General features: G+C 45.8%; 15 protein-coding genes. 2 read left to right on the forward strand and 13 right to left on the reverse strand.

What is annotated here, in order from left to right:
- Window positions 1–66 precede the first annotated feature (66 nt).
- The 3 genes from ACU1JV_RS21195 to uvrB all read right to left on the reverse strand — a co-directional run bounded on the left by ACU1JV_RS21195 (window position 67) and on the right by uvrB (window position 6,710).
- Window positions 67–1,278, reverse strand: coding sequence for a hypothetical protein (locus ACU1JV_RS21195; RefSeq protein ID WP_016324774.1), 1,212 nt, complete (start codon window positions 1,276–1,278; stop codon window positions 67–69).
- A gap of 409 nt (window positions 1,279–1,687) precedes the next feature.
- Complete coding sequence (uvrA, locus tag ACU1JV_RS21200; RefSeq protein ID WP_040102757.1) at window positions 1,688–4,549, reverse strand: excinuclease ABC subunit UvrA; 2,862 nt, start codon at window positions 4,547–4,549, stop codon at window positions 1,688–1,690.
- 169 nt (window positions 4,550–4,718) lie between these two features.
- Window positions 4,719–6,710, reverse strand: coding sequence for an excinuclease ABC subunit UvrB (gene uvrB, locus ACU1JV_RS21205; protein WP_446724626.1), 1,992 nt, complete (start codon window positions 6,708–6,710; stop codon window positions 4,719–4,721).
- A gap of 208 nt (window positions 6,711–6,918) precedes the next feature.
- On the opposite strand from uvrB, the gene ACU1JV_RS21210 reads away from it, so the two are divergent.
- Complete coding sequence (locus tag ACU1JV_RS21210; protein WP_016324776.1) at window positions 6,919–7,746, forward strand: flagellar motor protein; 828 nt, start codon at window positions 6,919–6,921, stop codon at window positions 7,744–7,746.
- Window positions 7,730–8,545: a flagellar motor protein MotB gene (locus tag ACU1JV_RS21215; RefSeq protein ID WP_013373324.1), complete on the forward strand. Its 816-nt coding sequence runs from the start codon at window positions 7,730–7,732 to the stop codon at window positions 8,543–8,545. The genes ACU1JV_RS21210 and ACU1JV_RS21215 overlap by 17 nt, the downstream gene beginning before the upstream one ends.
- A gap of 233 nt (window positions 8,546–8,778) precedes the next feature.
- On the opposite strand, the gene ACU1JV_RS21220 is transcribed toward ACU1JV_RS21215, so the two are convergent.
- From ACU1JV_RS21220 to ftsE, 10 genes are all read right to left on the reverse strand, one after another.
- The gene (locus ACU1JV_RS21220) at window positions 8,779–9,006 is read right to left on the reverse strand and encodes an aspartyl-phosphate phosphatase Spo0E family protein (protein ID WP_013373325.1); all 228 of its coding nucleotides are present in this window, start codon (window positions 9,004–9,006) and stop codon (window positions 8,779–8,781) included.
- 232 nt (window positions 9,007–9,238) lie between these two features.
- The gene (locus tag ACU1JV_RS21225) at window positions 9,239–10,621 is read right to left on the reverse strand and encodes a hypothetical protein (RefSeq protein ID WP_040102755.1); all 1,383 of its coding nucleotides are present in this window, start codon (window positions 10,619–10,621) and stop codon (window positions 9,239–9,241) included.
- Between the two features lie 368 nt (window positions 10,622–10,989).
- Window positions 10,990–15,054 (reverse strand): glycosyl hydrolase, encoded by a 4,065-nt coding sequence (locus tag ACU1JV_RS21230; protein ID WP_413987088.1) that lies wholly within the window; start codon window positions 15,052–15,054, stop codon window positions 10,990–10,992.
- Between the two features lie 373 nt (window positions 15,055–15,427).
- Window positions 15,428–15,811, reverse strand: a complete 384-nt coding sequence (locus tag ACU1JV_RS21235) for a hypothetical protein (RefSeq protein WP_016324783.1) — start codon at window positions 15,809–15,811, stop codon at window positions 15,428–15,430.
- 273 nt (window positions 15,812–16,084) lie between these two features.
- On the reverse strand, window positions 16,085–16,642 hold the full coding sequence (locus tag ACU1JV_RS21240) for a class I SAM-dependent methyltransferase (protein ID WP_413987089.1): 558 nt from the start codon (window positions 16,640–16,642) through the stop codon (window positions 16,085–16,087).
- A gap of 178 nt (window positions 16,643–16,820) precedes the next feature.
- The gene (locus tag ACU1JV_RS21245) at window positions 16,821–18,137 is read right to left on the reverse strand and encodes a PDZ domain-containing protein (protein WP_013373343.1); all 1,317 of its coding nucleotides are present in this window, start codon (window positions 18,135–18,137) and stop codon (window positions 16,821–16,823) included.
- 164 nt (window positions 18,138–18,301) lie between these two features.
- The gene (locus tag ACU1JV_RS21250) at window positions 18,302–19,768 is read right to left on the reverse strand and encodes a S41 family peptidase (protein WP_413987090.1); all 1,467 of its coding nucleotides are present in this window, start codon (window positions 19,766–19,768) and stop codon (window positions 18,302–18,304) included.
- Between the two features lie 204 nt (window positions 19,769–19,972).
- On the reverse strand, window positions 19,973–21,256 hold the full coding sequence (locus tag ACU1JV_RS21255) for a murein hydrolase activator EnvC family protein (protein ID WP_013373345.1): 1,284 nt from the start codon (window positions 21,254–21,256) through the stop codon (window positions 19,973–19,975).
- Window positions 21,257–21,340: 84 nt separating this feature from the next.
- A complete protein-coding gene (gene ftsX / locus ACU1JV_RS21260; RefSeq protein ID WP_016822951.1) occupies window positions 21,341–22,258 on the reverse strand; it encodes a permease-like cell division protein FtsX in 918 nt (305 codons plus the stop codon).
- Entirely contained in the window at window positions 22,248–22,934 is a 687-nt protein-coding gene (ftsE, locus tag ACU1JV_RS21265; RefSeq protein WP_007432660.1) for a cell division ATP-binding protein FtsE, read from the reverse strand. The genes ftsX and ftsE overlap by 11 nt, the downstream gene beginning before the upstream one ends.
- Window positions 22,935–22,943 lie beyond the last annotated feature (9 nt).

Here is a 22,943-nt window from a genome sequence, read left to right on the forward strand (position 1 = left end):
CTTATGCCATAAACCAGCGCCATACCTACTTCCTACTTCTTCGATTGAATAAAAAAAGACACCGGATTACTCCGGTATCAATATTTTCGCAAAATCGAGTACTATTGGCTTATGAGCGCCTGTTGTAGATGTCACCACCGCGTAGCCTGAAGGTATCTTATATATCAATCCCGTATCATATCGGATGCCGAAGGAGTTATCTTCCTTATAATGAGTCTTCGTTTCCCATACCTTCGTACCGTTTCCTTTTAAGCCTGTGATAGTGATGCCATGCATCTTCGTGGTTTTACCCAGTGGGTCATATTGATCACTGAACTGGACGTACAACTGCTCCTCGGGCAGATATACCCGGTCAGCCGCGTAGTCCTCTGTGTTACTAAACAATTGCAGACCATTACTTAACACCTGGGTGCGTTTGCTGTTTCCTTTAAGCCCTGTTACAGCAATATGACCGCTAGACAACTCATGTACCGCGGCAATTTCTTTACCTGATCCTAAGTCCAGATGGACATCACGGATATTGCGACCATACACATCGGCTTGTACCCCCACGGGACCATCTGAGCTGTTCAATAGCGCATAATATCCATTGTGATTGCCGACCAGCCAACCCGAGGTCACTCCGTTTGTCGTTCGATTCCATTGTATATCGCCAGTTTCAGTGTATTTGAGTACAGTGAAGGACTGCTCCGCAGGGTTCAGCGAGGACACCAGAAAACTGCCATCCTCTAGCGGCTCCAATCCTACCTGAGAATTCTGCCCATAGGATATCAAACCGTCAGTGGATAACGTTTTGGACCACAGGGGGTTTCCATCCGCATCCAATCGTGAAGCCTGCACATCTCGCATTCCGTTCGGTTGGGTATAATCAAGCAGAAACAGCAAGCCACCATCCGACGTCTCCCGCTGGACTCCCCTGCTACTTGTTCCCGGCTGTACGCTCAGGTCTTGCTGGTGTTTCCATACTGTCTCCAGAGAACTATCCAGCTTGCCATACGTGACGTGTACTACACTGGCTTCTGTATCGTCTTCGACGTTCAGCATTAAGAACCCGCCCTTTGCAGCGGGCTGAATGTAATTGTGAGCGCTCTCGGAATCCTTAATACTGCCAATCGCTGCACTAGTTTCGATCTCGGCTTGTTTGGGCGCATACGCCTCGGACACCTCGGATGCATAGGCCGGTACAGCACTATAACCCAACAACCATGCCGCTAAAGCGACTCCTGCTGCCCATGAGTATACACGTGTACGTAGAACTCTACTTTGCTTAATCTTCAAACGTTCCAGCTCCCTTCATGACTTCCTCAGAGATGTGATATAAACCTTAGATGCAATTTAACTATAAACGGTCGCTTCAACTAGTAATGGTTGTCACGTGGGCACGGAACTTCGTATGATGCTAGATAATCATAAGTTATATATTAACCTCTTCAAGCCCGAGCCTAAACATCCAAAACTCTAAAATGTAGAGATTACTCAGAGACTTTCTATCGAAGAATATACCTATAGATTTATTATTCCAGCGCTTGGTAAACTATGTGTCACATGCTTTAACGCAGGAATTTAATAAAAGTTTTCTTTTTTTACAAAAAAAATAAACCCTGCCAACGGGAAGGCACAAATACGCTAATTTGTATTCTGCCTTCCTGTCTGTGCAGGGCTTTCACAACGTACGTTAAAACTGTATCTATAGATCGACGGTCTGAAGCGCTTGACTGCGCTGTGTATCCCGTTCAAGGATCGGCTTTAAGTATCGGCCTGTATAGGATTCCTCTACTTTTACAAGTTGTTCTGGTGTCCCGGTAGCCAAGATCGTTCCACCGCCGCTTCCACCTTCGGGCCCCAGATCAATCAGGAAATCAGCTGTTTTAATTACATCTAGATTATGCTCAATAACCAGTACGGTCTCGCCTGAATCGACCAAACGATGCAGCACTGTCAACAATCGGTCAATATCGTGAACATGCAGACCGGTTGTCGGCTCATCCAAAATATAAATGGTTTTGCCTGTGCTGCGACGATACAATTCGGAAGCCAGCTTCACACGCTGTGCTTCACCACCAGACAAGGTAGTCGCTGGTTGACCCAGCTTGATATACCCCAAACCTACATCCATCAGCGTCTGAATCTTGCGATGAATCTTCGGGATATTTTCAAAAAATGCTGTCGCATCCTCTACCGTCATCTCCAGCACATCAGCAATACTCTTCCCTTTATACTTAACCTCAAGGGTCTCCCGATTATAGCGTTTGCCTTTGCACACTTCGCATGGTACGTACACATCAGGCAAAAAGTGCATCTCAATCTTGATGATCCCGTCGCCTCTGCAAGATTCACATCGGCCTCCCTTAACGTTAAAGCTAAACCGGCCTTTCTTGTAGCCTCGAACCTTAGCCTCGTTCGTCTGCGAGAATAAGTCACGGATATCATCGAACACACCTGTATAAGTTGCAGGATTGGAACGCGGGGTACGGCCGATTGGCGATTGATCGATCTCAACAACCTTTTCGATATGCTCTAGCCCGCGAATTTCTTTATGTTGACCTGGGCGTACTCTCGCACGGTTCAGATCACGCGCCAACGTTTTGTACAAAATTTCGTTGACCAGCGTCGATTTTCCAGACCCGGATACGCCAGTGACAGCCGTGAAAACACCCAATGGAATTTTGACATTCACATTTTTGAGATTGTTCTCCTTGGCTCCGCGAATCTCCAGCCACTTATCCGCAGGCTTGCGCCGCTCGGTATTGACCGGAATAAACTTGCGACCGCTCAAATATTGCCCGGTCAGGGAATTCGGATCTTCCATAACTTCCTGTGGAGTCCCCTGCGACATGATCATCCCGCCATGGATTCCGGCTCCTGGCCCAATGTCAATGATATAGTCTGCCGCCATCATCGTATCTTCGTCATGCTCCACCACGATCAGCGTATTGCCCAGATTCCGCATATGTTCCAAAGCACTAATCAGACGATCATTATCGCGCTGATGAAGCCCAATACTTGGCTCGTCCAAAATATAAAGCACGCCCATCAGACTAGACCCGATCTGTGTCGCCAATCGGATACGTTGTGCCTCCCCGCCGGACAATGTACCTGCTGCACGGCTTAAAGTCAGGTATTCCAGACCAACGTTCACAAGGAATCCCAGTCGGCTGTTAATTTCCTTTAAAATGAGGTTGGCGATCGACTGCTCTTTCTCACTCAGCTCCAGTGTATGGAAAAAGTGAGAAGCCTCCCCGACAGACAAAGCTGTCACATAAGCGATATTGCGCTCTTGAATGGTTACCGACAGGCTTTCTTTTTTCAGTCGGTGCCCCTTACAGGTGTTACATGGCTTTGCACTCATAAAGCCTTCAATAAATTCACGTATTCCCTCAGAAGCGGTATCACGGTAACGACGCTCCAAATTCGGGATAATGCCTTCAAAGGTCACATAGGCTTCCTTACGTTGACCAAAATCATTTTCATAGCGGAAACGGATCTTCTGGTCACCTGTTCCGTGCAAAATAAGATTCATTTGTTCTGACGTCAATTGGCTTACAGGAATATCCTGCGGAATACCGTAGTGTTCGCATACGGACTGTAAAAATTGAGGATAATAAGTGGAAGTTCCTCCACTCCATGCCTGGAACGCCCCATCTTCTACACTTTTTTCTGGATCAGGTATGAGCAGATCAGGGTCAACGACCATTTTAACTCCTAACCCATCACAATCTGGACAAGCGCCGAACGGACTATTAAAAGAAAACATCCGTGGAGATAGCTCATCTATGCTAAAACCGCAAATCGGACACGCAAAGTTGGAGCTAAATCGCAACTCCTCTTGCCCTATAATATCTACAAGCAACTGTCCGCCTGAAAGATTCAGTGCCGTCTCAATAGAGTCGGACAGACGCGCACGTACATCTTCCTTGACTACGATCCGGTCTACGACCACTTCAATCGAGTGCTTCTTGTTCTTCTCCAGTTCAATCTTCTCGGACAATTCACGCAGTTCGCCATTCACACGTACCCGTACAAAGCCCTGCTTGGCTATATCAGTGAACAGTGTTTTATGCTCACCTTTGCGACCGGAGACCAATGGAGCCAGGATTTGCAGCCGCGTCTTTTCAGGATACTGCAAAATGCGGTCTACCATCTGTTCGACGGTCTGTGAAGTGATTTCAATGCCATGTTCAGGACAATGAGGATGACCTACTCGGGCAAATAACAACCGCAAGTAATCATAGATTTCTGTAACTGTTCCGACCGTAGAACGAGGATTCCGACTTGTCGTTTTTTGGTCAATGGAAATGGCAGGAGACAGGCCGTCAATCGAATCGACGTCCGGTTTCTCCATTTGCCCGAGGAATTGACGGGCATACGCAGATAATGATTCCACATACCGCCGCTGTCCTTCTGCATAGATCGTATCGAAAGCCAGTGATGATTTACCTGAGCCGCTAAGCCCCGTCAGGACGACGAACTTGTCCCGTGGAATCGTCACGTCAATATTTTTGAGATTATGCGCGCGTGCGCCTTTGATGATGATGCTTTCATTCGCCAAATGTTTCATCTCCTTAGCCGTAATTCACGTCATCCTATATCGCATTAAATTATCCGATGGAAGTGATATATCGCAAAGAGAACGACCACATCGGCCGTCCTCACTATTTCTTAAAAGCAATCAAACATTTTATTATCAATATGTTGTGCTTCTAGCTTATTCCCAATGTTTAATCAGCCCGCAACTCCAGCAAAGCATCACGCAACTCGGCGGCCCGTTCGAATTGTAGATTCTTGGCCGCGTCCTTCATTTCTGCTTCTAGGCGCTGAATGAGGGATTGACGCTCCTTCTTGGAAAGTTTACCCGTCTCATTAGGAAGGTAATCATTCTTGGACTCTGCCGTCTTGGTTGCTTCAATGACATCACGAATCTTTTTACGGATGGTTTGCGGGGTAATTCCATGTTCTTCATTGTATTGAATTTGAATCGCACGGCGACGTTCCGTCTCCTTGATCGCTTTATCCATAGAATCGGTAATCTTATCGCCATACATAATAACACGTCCGTCACTATTCCGTGCTGCCCGCCCGATCGTCTGAATCAGAGAGCGCTCAGAACGCAGGAAGCCTTCTTTGTCCGCATCCAAAATCGCAACCAGCGATACTTCCGGCAAATCGAGACCTTCCCGCAACAGGTTGATCCCGATCAGCACATCGAAGGTTCCCAGACGAAGATCCCGCAAAATGGCCATCCGCTCCAAAGTCTTAATCTCAGAGTGCATATATCGAACTTTGATGCCCACTTCTTTTAAGTAGTCAGTCAAATCTTCAGCCATTTTCTTCGTGAGTGTGGTGACCAGTACCCGTTCTTCACGTTCTATGCGCTGCCGTATTTCATTAATGAGATCGTCAATCTGCCCTTTGCTCGGACGCACCTCAATGATAGGATCAAGGAGACCGGTAGGACGGATAATCTGCTGCACCATCGTATCGCATTTTTCCATCTCATACGGGCCTGGAGTAGCCGATACATAGATAATCTGATTCACTTTGTCCTCGAACTCTTCGAACTTCAGCGGACGGTTATCCAAGGCAGATGGCAAACGAAAACCATGTTCAACCAGCACATTTTTACGCGCTTGGTCCCCGTTATACATCGCACGAATCTGCGGCAATGTAACATGAGATTCGTCAATGACGATCAGCATATCATCTGGAAAATAATCCAAAAGAGTATATGGTGTCGCTCCGCGCTCGCGGAATGTCAGTGGACCCGAGTAGTTTTCGACACCGGAACAAAAGCCAACCTCTCTCATCATCTCGATATCATAGCGGGTACGTTGCTCCAAACGTTGCGCCTCTAACAGCTTCCCTTGTTCCTTCAGCTCTGCTAACCGCTCTTCTAGCTCACGTTCAATGTTAACCAATGCTACCCTCATCGTATTCTCATGAGTAACAAAGTGAGACGCCGGGAAAATGGCGATATGTTCACGTTCACCGATCAATTCACCTGTAAGCACATTAATCTCAGTAATTCGTTCAATTTCATCTCCGAACAATTCTACCCGTATTGCATTTTCTCCATGGGAAGCCGGGAATATCTCAACAACATCCCCCCGTACACGGAAAGTACCCCGCACGAAGTTGATATCGTTCCGCTGATATTGAATATCGACCAGGCGGGACAAAATCTGATTGCGGGGTTTCTCCATGCCGACTCTAAGCGAGAGCAGCAAGCTTGAATATTCTTTCGGGGAACCCAAACCATAAATGCAAGAGACACTCGCTACAATAATAACGTCACGACGCTCAAACAGAGAGCTTGTGGCTGAGTGGCGAAGTTTATCAATCTCCTCATTGATGCTGGAATCCTTCTCAATATACGTATCGGAAGAAGGGATGTACGCTTCCGGTTGGTAGTAATCATAGTAGCTGACAAAATAATCAACTGAGTTGTTTGGAAAAAATTCTTTAAACTCACTTGCCAGTTGAGCAGCCAAGGTCTTGTTATGCGCAATAACCAGTGTAGGCCGATTCAGCTTGGCAATGGTCTGAGCGATGGTATACGTCTTACCTGTTCCCGTAGCACCCAACAGAGTTTGATGCTTCTTTCCTTCTGCAATTCCCTCTACCAATTCAAAAATGGCCTGGGGTTGATCGCCTTGAGGTTGGAATTCCGACTGAATTTCAAAAGTCTTATCGCTAACAACGATATCACTCATTGCCCTGCATCACCCTTATCGTCTAAAATGGAAACATCATGTTTTTACACCAATCGAGCTTTAACGTCTTTGCCTGTAATTCTATGTCGATATTTCCCGAGCAATGATACTTGGGAAATATGGTTGAATAAGAATGTTTGTTCCCGTATTATACCTCTTTCTTACCGCGGATGCAAACGATAAGTCTTGAATAGGAGTGAATTGAATTTTGGATATCACCATCGTATTGGGCATCATCGCCGGAATCATAGCATTAATCGGTGGCTTCTTGTGGGAAGGCGGAGAATTCACAGGGCTGCTTCAAGGTACATCAGCTCTGATCGTATTCGGCGGAACTTTCGCCGCCGTTGTGATCAGCTACCCTGCCTCCAAGCTGAAGACTATACCCACCGCTCTGCGGATGGCTTTTAGTCGTGAGGACAATCCAACGGAGCAATATATAGAAGATTTGGTTTCCATGGCAGCCACCTCCCGCCGATCCGGTGTGCTTGCGCTAGAACGTATATCATCAGAGCATCCGAATGCATTTTTGCGGGAAGGTCTTCAACTAGTCATTGACGGCACTGAACAGGAACAGATCAAGCAAATTTTAGAACTAGAGTTAGATGCTATTGGGCACAAACATGAAGGGTACGCCAAAATATTTGAATCGGCAGGCGGCTATGCCCCTACGATGGGGATTATCGGGACGGTCATGGGTCTGATCCATGTACTTGGCAGCCTAACCGAGCCTACTGCGCTCGGACCGTCGATTGCTGTAGCTTTTATCGCAACATTATACGGCGTTGCTAGCGCCAATCTGATCTTTCTGCCCATCGCGTCCAAAATAAGAGCAGCCAGTGAAAGTGAAATTATTACGATGGATTTGCTGCTGCAAGGTATCCTGGCTATCCAAAACGGAGAGAACCCTAAGCTTGTACGCAAGAAGTTGGAGTTTTTTATCCGCTCAGAGCAAAATATAGATCGCAAACCACCTCGTCGCTCACGTACAGAGAGCGCTACTCCAAAGGAGGACTTCCATGAGAGCGCGCGCTAAGCGCCGTGGGCGTCAAGGTGGCGGCGGAGACCAACGAGATCGTTGGATGATTACCTATGCCGATCTGATCACCCTGCTGCTTATTTTTTTCGTCGTGATGTATGCCATGAGCAGTCTGGATGCTAAGAAATACGACGTCGTTGTTCAATCCCTCCAGGATACGTTCCACAAGGGAGATTCTATTTTGGAACAAGGCTCGGGCATTACAGGAACTGCCGATCGTTATACCAGCAAGAATCCACCCGCGACGAAGCAACCGGCCTCTAATAAAAAAGAAGCGGGATCAACCAAGCTCACCGAGCGTGAACAAGCATTTCGCAAGCAGGAAAAAGAGCTGCAAAACCTAATGGGTGTCATTCAGGAATATATTACAGACAACAAGCTACAAAACCAGATTTTCGTATCCGATCAACCGCGTGGCATTGTCATTACGCTGAATGACCGCTTTCTATTCGACCAAGGCAGAGCGGCACTCAAGCAGGGTTCTGCAAACACGTTATCCAAATTAGCCAGTCTATTTCGAGATTTGAAAACACCGATTAGCATTGAAGGTCATACGGACAACATTCCATTCACGCGTTCCTCTAACTCGTCGACCTACAAGGACAACTGGGAGCTTTCCGGCGCTCGGGCACTGTCTGTACTCCGGTTTTTTATCGACCGAGAGCAGTTATCCCCATCAGGCTTCCAGTATGCGGGTTATGCAGATACCCGTCCGGTTGGTGACAATAGCACCGAAGCAGGACGACAAAAAAACCGCCGTGTCGAAATCACTGTGCTGCGCCAGCTGCAGCAGTAAAATCCAAAAACCTCCCGAGTCACGCAATAACGTGAATGGGGAGGTTTTTTTAAGATGTATCATCATGTTACGTGGCTTCCGCTCTGATGTAGACGCAGAACAATAAACTGTACGAACAACGTGGATAAGGGCGGCGTACAAGATGCAATAGAGATTATTTTGTTTATGCTATATCTCACTATGTATTAGAAGCCAAGGTGAAGTTAGGTTTTATCTTGTCATGATGCTTGATGTTAATAAGATAGGACGAGCTCGTGTTGCTTTTCTTGTATCTGTGAACTTTGAAGTACGCTCTGTTGTCTACGATAGCTATATTTCCAGTCGCTGTACTTATTAAGGAGCCGATCCAACTCCATAGACTTGGTCAACACCCGTCGATCCTTCAATCCCACCTCTTTCGCCAAATCATTTAATTCTTTTCGCTTTTCTTCGATGCACTCCTCCAATTGTTGCCATTTCACATCAATAAACCTCCTGTTCGGTGTGGTATTTACATTAGTTTACAAGCTGATACCTTCCCTACAGGTTAAAAATATAATAAAACCCATTTCATCCCTTTAACAGGATGCATCAAAAAACCAGCCTTACCAAGACTGGTTTTTTAGTAACTATTAAGCTCCTGCACCATGTCCAAAGACAATAATGTTATGGGAGAATGCTAAAAAGCTAAAAACCCCTAAAATCAGGATGTATTTAAGGTTTTTTACTCGCATTGACTAAAACCTCCTCCATGATACTTTCATATTCTGATTTTTGGTCTTTTGTCGCTTTGCCTCTAAATCTTTCAAACAATGCTGTACAAACCATAAACTTTTCTTTATTGCCGATTTCCAGACACTTCTTCAGGCTTTTTAACACATAATAAACACCTTTCTCATGAAAAAGGTTATTAAACATATATATAGCCAGTTGGTAACACAAATCAGCATAAGTATTGTAACTAAATGACTGCTTATAATAACTGGTACCAACAGATAATTCATTATTAAAGGACGCCAGTTCGTTAGAAAACTGCTGTAGAATATGTTCAATTAAAAAACCGTGCTTGTTAGCTGACTCTACTATCGTTAATAATCCCAATAAGATCTCGGGAGGGTTATTTTTCAGAAATTGAATATACATTGGTAAACTACTCGTATCACCCATAAGAATATTCAGGTTAAGTTGATTAGCATTTGCCCAAAGCGTGAACCTTTGCACTTCTTGCTGACCAATTTCCCCTAAATCTTCAAACCAACTTAAATCAGCATAGCCAGAAATATACTTCATAGCTTCTTCATATCTTTCTTGTTTTTCCAATGCAATTCCCTTCATCAAATAACCTTGGCCATAGTAGACAACTAAATGTCTTTCAGTTTTCAATGTGACATTCTTTTTATTAGTTTTTCTGCTTTTACACACAATAGTTGCGAGCGCTCTCAATTCATCTGCATAACGCTCTGCTTCTTTCCATTGATGCAAATTGTGATAAAGATTTAACAGTTTAAGCAGACCATCTAAATGATAATCTAAGGGTACCCGATTTCTGAAGGGCACGAATCTTAGCGCAGCTTCCACATCTATTTTCATAGTTTTACTAACAGAGATTGAAAAGATTCTATAATGACTAATTGCCAACCTTTCAGAATGTTGATACTTTTCATTTTCGATGACACATTCATAGAAAGGAATAGCTTCCTGTAGTTTTCCTTCTTCATAAAGTTCCTCTGCCAAAGCAAAGATTGTGGGGATGTGATTAAGATCTTCCATTAAGCGCGAGAGTACTTTCTCCACGCATCTCAGGTTTCCTATCTCAACACAACGAATCAGGAACGGCTTAACTCTTTTCCAATGAGGTCTTCCATCATAAAAACATTCATCCACATACAGGTCATACAACCAGCCCTCTGGATAATTAAGCGCTTTAGTGATCAAGTCCATTTGTCGTACGGAGATAGGCTTAGGCGGATTCCCATTAAGCATAGCACTAAATATGCCTCGGTTAAGCCCTGTAGCTTGTCCAAAACTATTAAAAGTATAGCCACCAAGTTTTAATTCTTTCTCAATTTCCGAACGGATCGTGGTTGCATTTTCCAATAAAAACACCCCCGGCGTATTCAGATGATTTTAAAAAATCACCCTCCTCGACAATCAATTACAATATACTAGAAATTATATGAATAAATTGGATAAGGGTCAACACCTTTTTCTACACCATTTCAATATATTATGGAATTTAATGTGTATAAAAATCCTCACAGAGAGGCTAAAGGTCAAATTTTTTTAGACAATTTAACACGATAAATGAACTGACAGGTTCTATACAAAAAAAAAAGAGCAGATGGGATATAAATCCCCTGCTCTTATCAGCAATGTTATTTAAATAAGTTTAAACTGGCGGCAGCTCCCCATAGGCGCAAAATAAAACGGTTGACTGCTCATGTGCCGTACATCGAACGTTTATCTTAGTTGGCTGTCGGTTCAGTTCCCCAAACAAGTACGCCATTATGGTACAAGGTAGCTTTCATATGATCGGCATATGAGGTTTGCGTGCCTTTATACGAATAATCGTCATTTTCGTTATAGTTCGACCAGTCTGTTTTATGAATACGGGTTTGGATTTCACCAGTGCTTCCTCCAGGTGCTAACACGCCTGCGTCTGAGTTAAAGCTGACTTCCAAATAATAATCGGCACCGGTCGCAGCCTTCTCCATTTTAACCAGTTTACCGTTCAGCTTCGAGCAGCTCAGCGCCGCATAGTCACAGTTGAAAGTCTGCTCACGGTCACCGTCGATCGTGTAGTAGTAACGAATTTTCAACTCGTTGAGCGGTACGGAGGCTGTCCCTTTGTTTACAATTTGGAAGTGCGGATTCAGGTGATTGTCGTTCACCTTGGTATCCGCTGTGCGATACTGGAGCAGCAGTCCTGTTGTTGGCTGCTGAGTATCCGCTTTTGGCGCTGCGCTGGCCGTGTTCGACAGGGTCTGTCCTGCATCGTTCTTCGCTACGACTTGGTAGTAGTACGTCGTGTCTGCCGTTACAGCTGTGTCGGTGTAGCTACTGCCGTATACATCGCTCACTACAGTGGCGAACGCGCCGTTTTCAGCCGTCGAACGCTTCACTTCATAGCTTTTTGCATTCGCCGATGCTGTCCAGCTTAGCGATACTTTCGCCGCTTCGCCCGCGGCGTTCAGCGTGAAGCTGCCCGGTACTGACGGCTGTTCGGTAATGCCATACGTTTTTAAGTTCGTTGGAAGCTCATCAAGCGTAATAACGTTCGGATGATTATACACTTTTTTCAGATGCTCGAGGCTGTTTTGTTTACCGTCTCTCAGGAAATCCCCATACCATGTAGCGAACCAGCTCCAATGGGCTTGATACGCCTTCATTAGATCAGGGTCTGGGATCGGTCCGTTTTCGCTCATGGCAACTAACTTTTTGTCCTTGCCCAATGTAACAAGGTCTTCGTATTTTGCAATTTGCGGGCTGTAATCACCTGCTTGCGGATAAGAGTCAAAGCTCAAAATATCCACATATTCGTCTCCAGGATACCAGTCCGGAGCAACAGAATTCCATACCCATATCAGATTGTTCAATTTGTGCACATTCGTCAATCGGTCGTGCATTAAAATATACAATTTTTTAACAGGCTCAGGACCTTTGGCGCCCCACCAGAACCATTTGCCTTCTGCTTCATGCAAAGGACGGAACAGGACAGGAACCTTCGCATCCTGCAGCTTCTTTAATTGAGCTGCGATCACATCGATGTCGCGAATAAGTAATTTATAATCCTCGGACTCTGGATGGCTCATCGCATATTCTATATCGAATGTGGTCGAATCGGCATAGAATCCTCTCCACCATTCTTTTCCCTGCGTATCGATCAGACCTTTCGGAGCGTTCCAGTGCCATGCAAAGGTAACGATGCCCCCTTGCTTATCCCATGCAATCGCCTTTTCCGCCTCTGTAGAACTAAGACCATGCTCCGCTCTGCTTGGCGAATAGTCGATCAGATCAAGCGCTGCAATCGCCGGCTTTTTACCTACATTAGCTTGAAGCCAATCAATTTCGTTTATTTCCTCTTGACCAGAGAGCATATTCTTCCCGTATTGATCAACCAGGTAGTTCATCAATGCTTTTGCTTCTACCGTCGCATTCGGATTAGTGAGCGTTTTGGTTACCGCATGGGCTGGGCGATCAGCAGCAGGCTCCAGCCTGACGTAGTCGATATCGTACCAGCCCCAGCCTGTTTCAAAACCGATCGTATTCGCGCCTGCATTCAACAGAAGCTTGCCTCCGGAAGTTTCTGTGAAATCAGCCGTTTTCCCGAGCACCAGTTCTCCAAACGCTTTGCCGTTTAATGAGAAATTCGTGCGTTTGTCATCATGAGGAGAACGATAGCCGATTGTAAGATTGTACAGACCTGCCGTGGGAGCCTGGATCGTCATCGTTAGAGAATCCCCTGCATTGTGAAAATTCGTTACATAACCAGTACCGGAGTAGCCAGTTCCACTGGATTCTACAATGGTTCCCTTCAGCGTGCCGTCTTCAGCTTCATAGCGAACCGGATCGCTCACAGACACCTTCGGAACCGCTTTCAAAACATTAGATTCGCTCGTTCCCTTATTTGTCTTGGCGGTTACTTTGTAATAGTATGAGGAGCCGTTCGTTAGGTTAGTATCCGTATAAGACGTTTCGATCAAGTTGGATGCTACAGTAGTAAAAGGACCGTTTTCATCCGTTGCCCGCTGTACACTGTAGCCCACAACTCCGTTGGAAGCGTCCCAGGACAAATGGACTTGCCCATCGCCTGCCTCTGCTTTCAGCTTAAAGCCCTCAGGATTTTCCACTGGTGGCACAGACGTATCTTTACCGGCAGTCAGCACGATATGATAAGCCGTTAAAGGCGGTACGGTATAAGTAAAACGGTTGCCTGAAATTTGCGTGATTGGCGCTGCTTCTTTAATTTGCGAGCTAGTTTTATCGAAGCCCCATACTTTACCGGAGCCGTAAGTCGCCTCGCCAGAAAGATCAAATTGGGCGTCGAATGCGCTGTCCATGCTTTTATTCATGACTACGAGGTGCAGTTCCTTGTCGGATGCATTTGTTATGGAAGCATGCACTGAGCTGTTGACAATATCCGACGTTTGCGCACTAACACTGGTGTTACCAAAAGTAGAGCTTTTTCCGTCATAATTGCGGTAAAGCTTGTAAGCGGCACTAACGTAGTTGTTGGCACCATCCTGTAACTTCCAGTAGTTTGCCATATAGACATCATTTTTGCCTAAAATGCCGAGCACATCAGCCATCGCAATCCCGCCGGAAATATCATTTTCGCCGCCATAGCTATACTCGGTCATTGCCAGCTTGGTTCCTGGATAATATTTATCCACCGACTGCTTCAATCGAGGCAGTATAGGCAAAAATTCGCTGTTCCATTGGGCAATCCAGCTATCTTCCTTATAGGTCGGGTCCCACAAAGTACGAGGTGCCTGCATTCTGGCTTTCTTCGTTTCGTCATTGCCTACCTCATTCGTAATTCGTATGCCTCCGCCCATCGCTTCGGGATACCAGTGCACATCGAAGACATCCAGCAATCTCTTGCCTTCGGCTTGCGAACTGAGGCGCATTTGATCCAGGTAATAGTCCACGAACCAGCTATAGCTGCCTTTTACAGAGTCCCAATCAGGTGCGGTTTGCAGATCTTTATAAGCGCCAAAACCGTAAAGAACCGGCCCAAAAATTTCTGCACCCGCGTCAACCGCCTTCACAGCTTTGGATAAGCTTACTGACCGGTCTACCAACTCTTTCGCCCCAACCTTTTCGCCATGAATACGCGGATGTGTATGCGACCAGAGAGCGGGTTCATTGTCGAGTGCATATCCTTTCACACCCGTCTTTGTTGAAGCAGTGCCATACTTGTTCACTAAAAAATGGACGAACTCATCCGCATAGACCCGATTGTCATTCAGATCAGGCTGTAGCTGAAACGGTGCATTTTTGGCGTTTACGACCTGATTCCAACGAGCGGACGGGGCCTTTTCACTTTCCTGCACACTGCCGTTTCCATCCTTGGCCACATAACCGGCCATCGGCAACGTAACTAAAGAATAAGCGCCTAGCTTCAGCGATTGATCATGAAACGAAGTCGTCACCGCTCCCGGTTTTTCGCATTCTGCTCCTGTCAGGCCACCGTTATTACATAAAAAGTTATCGCTGGATTGCTGCCAGTCACTTCCTGCATTGGACATATTGTTTTCCCAGTTGTATCCGGTCATTCGATTGCCACCAAGTCGTCTGGCGGCCATATGTTCATCGCCTGCCAAATCCTGATTCGTACCGTATATATAAGGACTAATAGGCTTACGATCCTTGGATGTATCTACTTTAATGGTAATGGTTTTTGCCGTTTGACCGTGAACTACAGTTGGAGCTGGTAGAGCCCCTCCTACTATCATTGTGCATGCCATGACGACAGGCAGCCATTTGGAACGTTTGAACAAAAGATTACTACTATTTTTCGCCCTCATACCGCTTTCCTCCTTTACATTTGAAAAGAGCAGCACCCCATACGAGTGCCGCTCCATCAGGCTTTAAGGCTCCTGATTCCTAACGAGTTAATCGTTCCGGTACAGCGTCTCGAAGCTCCAGGTATTCGGTTGATTACACTCTCCTCTCCGTCCGAAATTCAGAATTGCTCGGATCTTCAAATGTTGTAATACAGCTTTGCTATACGTTCTACCGACCAAATCTTCATATCGAACCATTTATGGGAAGTAATGTCCATATACATAGATTATTCCATATATCCATATAGCAGAACATTGACTAGAGTTAACTTATTAAATAACTTTATAGCCTGAGTATAGAAAAAAGCCCCTTAGTCAAGGGGCTTTTTTATCTCTACCGTACTTTATCCTTTTGAATAAGCTCATAGTAAATTCGTGCAGGCTCGGCATCTCCAGTAGATAAAATGTATTCTGCTAAAGGTGCACACAGCTTTTGGAGATAGAAGGAGTACAGCAGTTCAGCCGTGTCAAAATGAATGTTCAACACTCGTTTCATCAGTTCTTCAAATTTGTTATAATCCAGTTCTTCCGGGCTAATATCAAACGGGTATTCTGGAAAGGTTTGTTTTTGAATCTCAACAAATTGTTCCTTAAGTTTCGGTTGATTGCCTGATCGTGCAGCCGAAAAATTCATCATAAAAAAAGATACAAAATCTGTCTCACGGTCGCTTAACCCATAATACTCACACCAGCGCATGAACATCAGCGGTTTTACCATATATAAATCTCCTTTAACAAAAGTTCAGATTTATTATGAATCCTACAAAAATCTAACAGGTTCCAACTTATGTAATATATAGGTTAAGCCCCATTTTAAAATATGATTCCTTAAAACAATTTTGCTATTTAACATATCCATTCTCTTATATTTCCATAAAAGTAGGCAACAAAAAAGACCGTTTCAACATCTTAATGATGCTGACCTAGTCTTCTCATAATCATCCGCATATGGATATTCTTATTTATTCTAATCTCCTACATAGCTGAAGGGTCACAGGCTGCAAGTGAACACATAGGCTGGCGGAACATTATAGTTCACCTTTTTAATCTGGATATCTGCAAAAAAAGTACGGAAGAAATTGTGCTTAACCTTGCTGTACTGGAACGTAATAAACTTGCCCCCCTGGCCTAACACCTCAGCCGTTTGTCCCAAAATGAGGCTGGATAACGCAGCGGGTAAGCTGGTGAAAGGGAGCCCCGATACAACATAATCCACCTTCGAGACATGATACTGTTTCATATACCGCGCTACATGCTCGGCCGATCCATGAATAATGTGTACCCTCTCCAAGTGTCCGTATTTGCTTTGTAATGTTTTATAAAACGATTCATTAGCTTCAATCACTAACAGTAACGTTTCTGGACGCTTGTTCAAAATCAACTCCTGCGTAAACACACCGGTCCCTGCCCCATATTCAATAATGCATGAGGCTTTGTCAAAGTAAATCGGTGTGGCAATTTGCTTGGCCAGCTGTCTTGAACTGGGTATAACAGCGCCTACGCTGCGTGGGTGCCTGATGTACTCTCGAATAAAGTGAATCGCGTTCATCTTTTCCTCTCCCTGCTTGACACACATGATAGGCATTCGGTTCATCAAAGGTTTCCATTACATATTCATTGTATACCGATGAGAATATTGATTTCAAGCAGGCTACTGTCGCCATATACAAAAGAGGATAGCCTTATTCGATTCTAATCAAATAATGACTACCCTCTTGTTGTAATATCTATTGGTCCATGGTGTCCAAATGCGTACTCTCTGCCTTGGATGCTTGTTCCGCTTTACGTCGTCGTGCGCCTATGTGCATGGCCACAATTCGGTAGATGGAGGCCGGTTGTATGGATACGGCCCAGCCTGCGTGTTCATCCGGTGCAAGAACAACCCCTAGCTGGTGATGATCGCCATCGTACATGCCTCGCTGTACAAACTTGCTCTCACCTTGCAGATTGCGTACCTCCAGCTTACAAAAAGCAGAGTTGATCCGCAAGGCCTGGTGCAGCTCGGCACGGCTGTTCACAACCATGCCATTCACACGATAAATGGCCTCGCCTGGTAGTATGCCCATGGCTGTCGCCGGGCTATCTGGCAGCACAGCGAGAACACGCATCCCTTGCTCTGGATGTACAAACATCGGGCTAAGACGGCTTTCCTCTATATTTCCGTACCAAATCAGCGCTTCATGGGCCAGGAAGGAAAATAACGCTGACAGCAAGATTAGCGGACTCCACCAGGCCGCTAACAGGCTTAGCAGAAGCAAAGCCACACTGTACAGGAGCAATCGGTTCGAAGTGAGTACTGCCTTCTGTCGTGGTAGCTGGCCGAGCGTCACACTGCTAAAGCCCATCAGGACTGGCAGAGCTGCTAGCATATACCCCGTTCCGGCATCGCCGCCGAACAAAGGTGTCCAGGGAAGCATGAATCCTCCCTGAGCAGGTACCAGCAACAGCAACGGAATGGGCCAGAGATCTTCCATACGATAGCCACCGACCAATCTCCCCCGTTTGCCCTCAACAAACAGTGGCATAGCTGCCTTTCCTCCTTGCCAGCGAACCAACAGCGCTTCAGCCACATGCAGCACAGCAACGAGCACTAAGAGTGCTGGAATATCCAATCCGCGGATAGCTGCTACCGATGTCCCGAGCGCTCCCCCAGGCTGCCAGCCACTGGCTACGTTTAGAAAAAATTGAACTACACCTAGCAGACCTACCGAATAAGCAAGACACAGGTAACGGACGCGTACCAGCATGAGCAATAATGTGGCTATCCACAGGCACACGATGGAAGTCGGGTTCAGATGCACGCTGACGAACATTCCTAAAGCGGATAGTGCCATCCCGGCAAGCAAGCCGCTCCATACGACACGCCAGGTCTCTGCAGCCCAGCTATGAATTCTAGTATGAAATAGCTTGCGCTCTAGTAGCATTTGCCGACGATAGCCAAGCGCGACAATGAGTATCGAGATATAATAAAACGGCTGCAAAAGCAGATACAAGCAAGCATTCAAGACGCTCCATCCCCATTGTAATGCCCATTCCAAGTCCATTCACACTCCTTATGCCCCTGGCCCGCTATATAGCGGATCACGTACATTTCATATCCATTTATTCTATATGAAATTGCCAACGTAGGGAAGACAAACCGACAGACTGCAAATAAATCCCAATAACAAAGGAGGCTGTTTCCAGCCCCCTTGTTGTAGCCTCACTATTATTTCGCTGCGCTTGTCTTCATTTCCTTCCGAATCTCTTCAATCCCCTGCTTGAGTTGATTATCATTTTTCGGATCGCGAATTTTTTCAATCAGCTTGGCTTCCATTGCTGCTGCTGTCTTGGCATCAATGATGCCGTTAGCCGTCAGCTTCGCCTCTTTTTGGAAAGCCATAACAGAACTTTCAGTCACTTTGTCAAAATAGCCGTCCTCGCGACCTGGTCTGTAGCCCAAGCCTTGCAGAATGATTTGTGCATTTTTTACATCACTGCTATTCATATTGTATTTCAAGGATTTTTCCTTGTTCAGCGGTGCGGCCGTGAAGTATTCAGGCTGATCCACCGCGATATCCGGCTTAATCCCTTTTTTATGAATCCATGTTCCGTTTGGCGTTAGCCACTTGGCAATCGTGATTTTGAGCAGGCTACCGTCACCCATTTGCTTGTCATAGCTGGTTTGTACAGTACCTTTACCAAAGGAGTTTTCCCCGATCAACACTGCGCCAGCGGATTGCTGGAGAGCACCTGCCAGAATTTCGGACGCACTTGCGCTACCTTTGTTCATGAGCAAAGTCACCGGATAATTTTTGCGCGAACCTTTGGATTTTTCTTCCTCACGTTTCTGATTTTTATCTTCAACTTGTACAATCGTTTTGCCGGAAGGTACAAATTGCTCTGCAATATTAATAACGACAGAAAGCACTCCACCCGGGTTATTACGCACGTCAATGACGAGTCCTTTAAGCCCTTGTTTTTCCAGCTTGACTAACTCTTCCTTGAAGCGTTCTGCCGTATTTAAGGAGAACTGGGTGATCGTAATGACACCTACACCGTCGCCTTCCATATGAGCCGTTACAGTTTCCATATCAATGTTGTCACGGGTAATCGTGTATTCAAGTGGATCCGGAGAACCGTTACGCTGTATTTTAACTTTTGCCTGACTGCCTTTAGGTCCACGAATTTTGGAAACAGCCTTGTTCAGATCCAGTCCGTCCAGTGTTTCACCGTTAACAGACAATATAATATCCTTAGCGCGTAGTCCCGCCTTCTCAGCCGGAGAGCCTTTAATTGGTGTGACTACGACTACTTTCCCATTTTCAGCTGCTACTTCGGCTCCAATCCCGGTAAAGGAGCCTTCTATGGATTGCTCGAACTGCTGTGCAGTTTCTTTACCCATATAAGAGGAATACGGGTCGCCAAGCGACTCCATCATCCCATTAATGGCGCCATCCACCAGCTTGGTTCGATCCACATCCTGATAGTATTGTCCCTGGATTAAGTCCATCGCTGTCTCAATTTTGCGGATATCACTTCTGGAGGAGGAACTACTTCCTGTCACACTCGCCAGCAGTCCTTCGCCCAGAGCGCTGTTCCCAACTGTGGTTGTTCCAGTATAAGCAAAAGTGAGCAGACTGCCGCCAAGCAGCCCGATCACCATCAAGAGTACCGCTGTACTTTTTTTCAACATCTAATCGTCCACCGCCTTCTCTTTATCTTGTATCCTATTTCCTCACAACGCATCCATTCACGAAGTATACGTCTAGCTTGTACGGAATATGTTAATTGTATCCTACTCTGTGTTTCAATGCACATGTTCTTCATTGGATATGAACCATTAAAGCAAAACCCTATCTACAACCGGATTGGTTACAAATAGGGCTTACCTTATCTATTATAAATAGTTCATCGGATTTACAGGTTTGTTATTCTCGCGCACTTCAAAATGACAGTGAGGTCCAGTGGAATTCCCCGTCGAACCCACTTCCGCAATTTTTTGACCGCGTTTCACCGTTTGCCCCGTATGAACCACCGTACCACCGTTGCGAATATGTCCGTATAGAGTCCATAGTCCGTCTCCGTGATCAATGACAACCGTGTTCCCATACCCGCTCCACCATTCAGCAACAATAACAACACCATCTTCAGCTGCATGAATATCGGTTCCCTGCGGAGCCGCCAGATCAATACCTGTATGGCCTTTAAGCTTGCCGGTTATCGGATGTACCCGCATGCCAAAAGTAGATGAGAGTCGGTAATGGGCTACAGGCGTAGCCAAAGTACCTGATCCGCCTGTATACGTACTGGCTGCCGTATGACTGGAATTCGAGGCGGCGCCTGAGGATGAAGATGCATATCGCTTAGCTGCAGCTGCACGTGCAGCCGCTCTAGCGCGTGCTGCTTTGGCAGCCTGCTCCGCTCTGAGCTTGTTCTTCTCCTGCACAAGAGCCACACGTTTGTTCGCGAGGGCTACCAGCATATCGTTTTGCTCTTCACTGATTTCATCGGATTCAGCAATATCATGATCGTAGTTGGCAATCAGTCTTTGCTTCTCTTTTTCCTTCGAATTCAATTGAGCTTTGGCGTCCTGCTTGAGTGCATACAACTTCTTGGCATTTTTATATTCCGTGTCGAGCTGCTTCTTCTTGCTAACGACCAGAGCCTTGTCCTTTTTATGCTCGTCCAACAGAATTTGGTCCTGCTCCACGATCGTTTTCAGAGAATCCACCCGGCTGAGAAAATCACTAAAGCTGGTTGAGGACATAAGCACGTCCATATAGGATACCGTTCCATCCGTATACATGAGACGCACACGAGTTTCCAGCATTTTTTCCCGCGAATTGATGCGATCAATCGCTTCGGCTAAATCTTTTTTAGTCGCACGCAGATTATCTTCCGTTTGATCGATCTGAACCGCTACACGAGTCAGTTGATCACTGACGCTGTTAATTTGAGCAAGTACCGTTTTCAGGTTTTGCACGGTTTTATTTTTATAATGCTGAGCATACTGTTTATCTTGAGCAGCCTTTTGCTGCTGTTGCTTCGCAGATTTGGCTTGCTTTTCTAATTGGTTCAGTTGCGAATTGATTTCACTTACGCTTTTGGCATATCCGTCAGAAGGCTGGATTAGCAATGCAGCTACCAACGTAGCAGCCAACACAGATCCTATTTTTTTCAACTTGCACTCCCCATCCTTTATCGCAAAATAACACCGGGCTTCCCCGTTCTATTAAATCGACCACGACGTTCCACCAAATGCTTCTTAGACTTTCAAGAACTTGCGCATGGACAGGGTACTGCCAATAATTCCGACCAGCATCCCCAAAATAACCAGCAGTGCACTCAGCTGAATCCAAATGCCTTCAAGCGGCATAAGCTTCAACATATTGAGAGCGATATCTCCTTGAACGGCTGTCAGCAAACGCTGATAGCCTGTAAATAAAATTCCTACAGTAATAAGAGAACCAATAAGACCAATAAGCGCGCCTTCGATAAAAAACGGCCATCGTATGAAAAAGTTGGTCGCACCGACCAGCTTCATAATGCTGATTTCTCTGCGTCGTGCCAATATCGTTACTCGAATGGTATTCGAGATTAAGAACATAGACATGATCGCCAGTCCGGCGACAAATATAAAACCAACATTGCGGATCAGCTTGGTAATGGTAAAGAGCGTCTCTACAGTGCCTTTTCCGTAACGAACCTTTAAGATCGGTTTTTCGGGATGTAATGTATTCAGCTTCTCAATTTTCTCAGCCACAAATGGAACCGTCGTTGGTTCAATAACCTCTACCACGATTTTGTCCGGCAGTGGATTGCTGTCCTTGTCAAAGCCCTCTAGCAGATCCTTGCCACTGTCTCCCAAATCTTTGCGCAGCTCCTCCAAACCTTGAGCTTTCGTCACAAAGGTAGTTTTGCTGATTTCCGGCATTGCCGCGATTTCTTTTTGCAGCGTTTCACGCATGCTCTGATCGACATTGAGCTCCAGAAACACGTTAACTTCCACCTGACTATCTGCTTGATCAGCCAAGGAGTTGACGTTAAGCACCAGCATGATAAAAACGCCCAATATGAGCAGTGACACAATAATTGAGGTGACGGATGCTACGGACATCCAGCCATTGCGGAATATGTTTTTGAAACCTTCCCGCATATGACGCAAGAAGGTATTAAAAGTCATATCCGTACTCCCCTCTTACCTGGTCTCTTACGATATTGCCATTTTCGATCGCAATGACGCGTTTACGCATGGAGTTCACGATGTCCTTATTGTGTGTCGCCATCACAATGGTCGTGCCCCGAAAATTAATTTCATCCAGCAGTTGCATGATCTCCCACGATGTTTCGGGGTCCAGATTCCCCGTCGGTTCATCAGCAATGATGACCGAGGGATTGTTCACGATGGCCCGTGCAATCGCTACACGCTGTTGCTCCCCACCAGAAAGCTGGGCAGGCTCACGATTCATTTTTTCTTTCAAGCCAACCAATTCGAGCACTTCTGGAACCCGCTTGCGGATCAGCTTCTTGGGAGCCTCTATAACTTCCATCGCAAATGCCACATTCTCATAGGCTGTCAAACGCGGCAAAAGCCGGAAATCCTGAAAAATGACTCCGATGTTACGACGAACGTAGGGAATTTTGCGCTGCTTGAGCTTCCCGATATTAAAACCATTGACTGAAATTTGTCCCTTGGTCGGTACTTCTTCTCTATAAATAAGCTTCATAAAAGTCGATTTCCCCGCTCCAGACGGGCCGACTACGTATACGAATTCATTACGGTCAATTCTGACCGATACTCCTTGAAGTGCGTGGGTCCCGTTCGTATAGGTCTTCCACACATCCTGCATTTCAATCACTCGATCACT

It is taken from the genome of Paenibacillus sp. T2-29 (assembly GCF_052921365.1).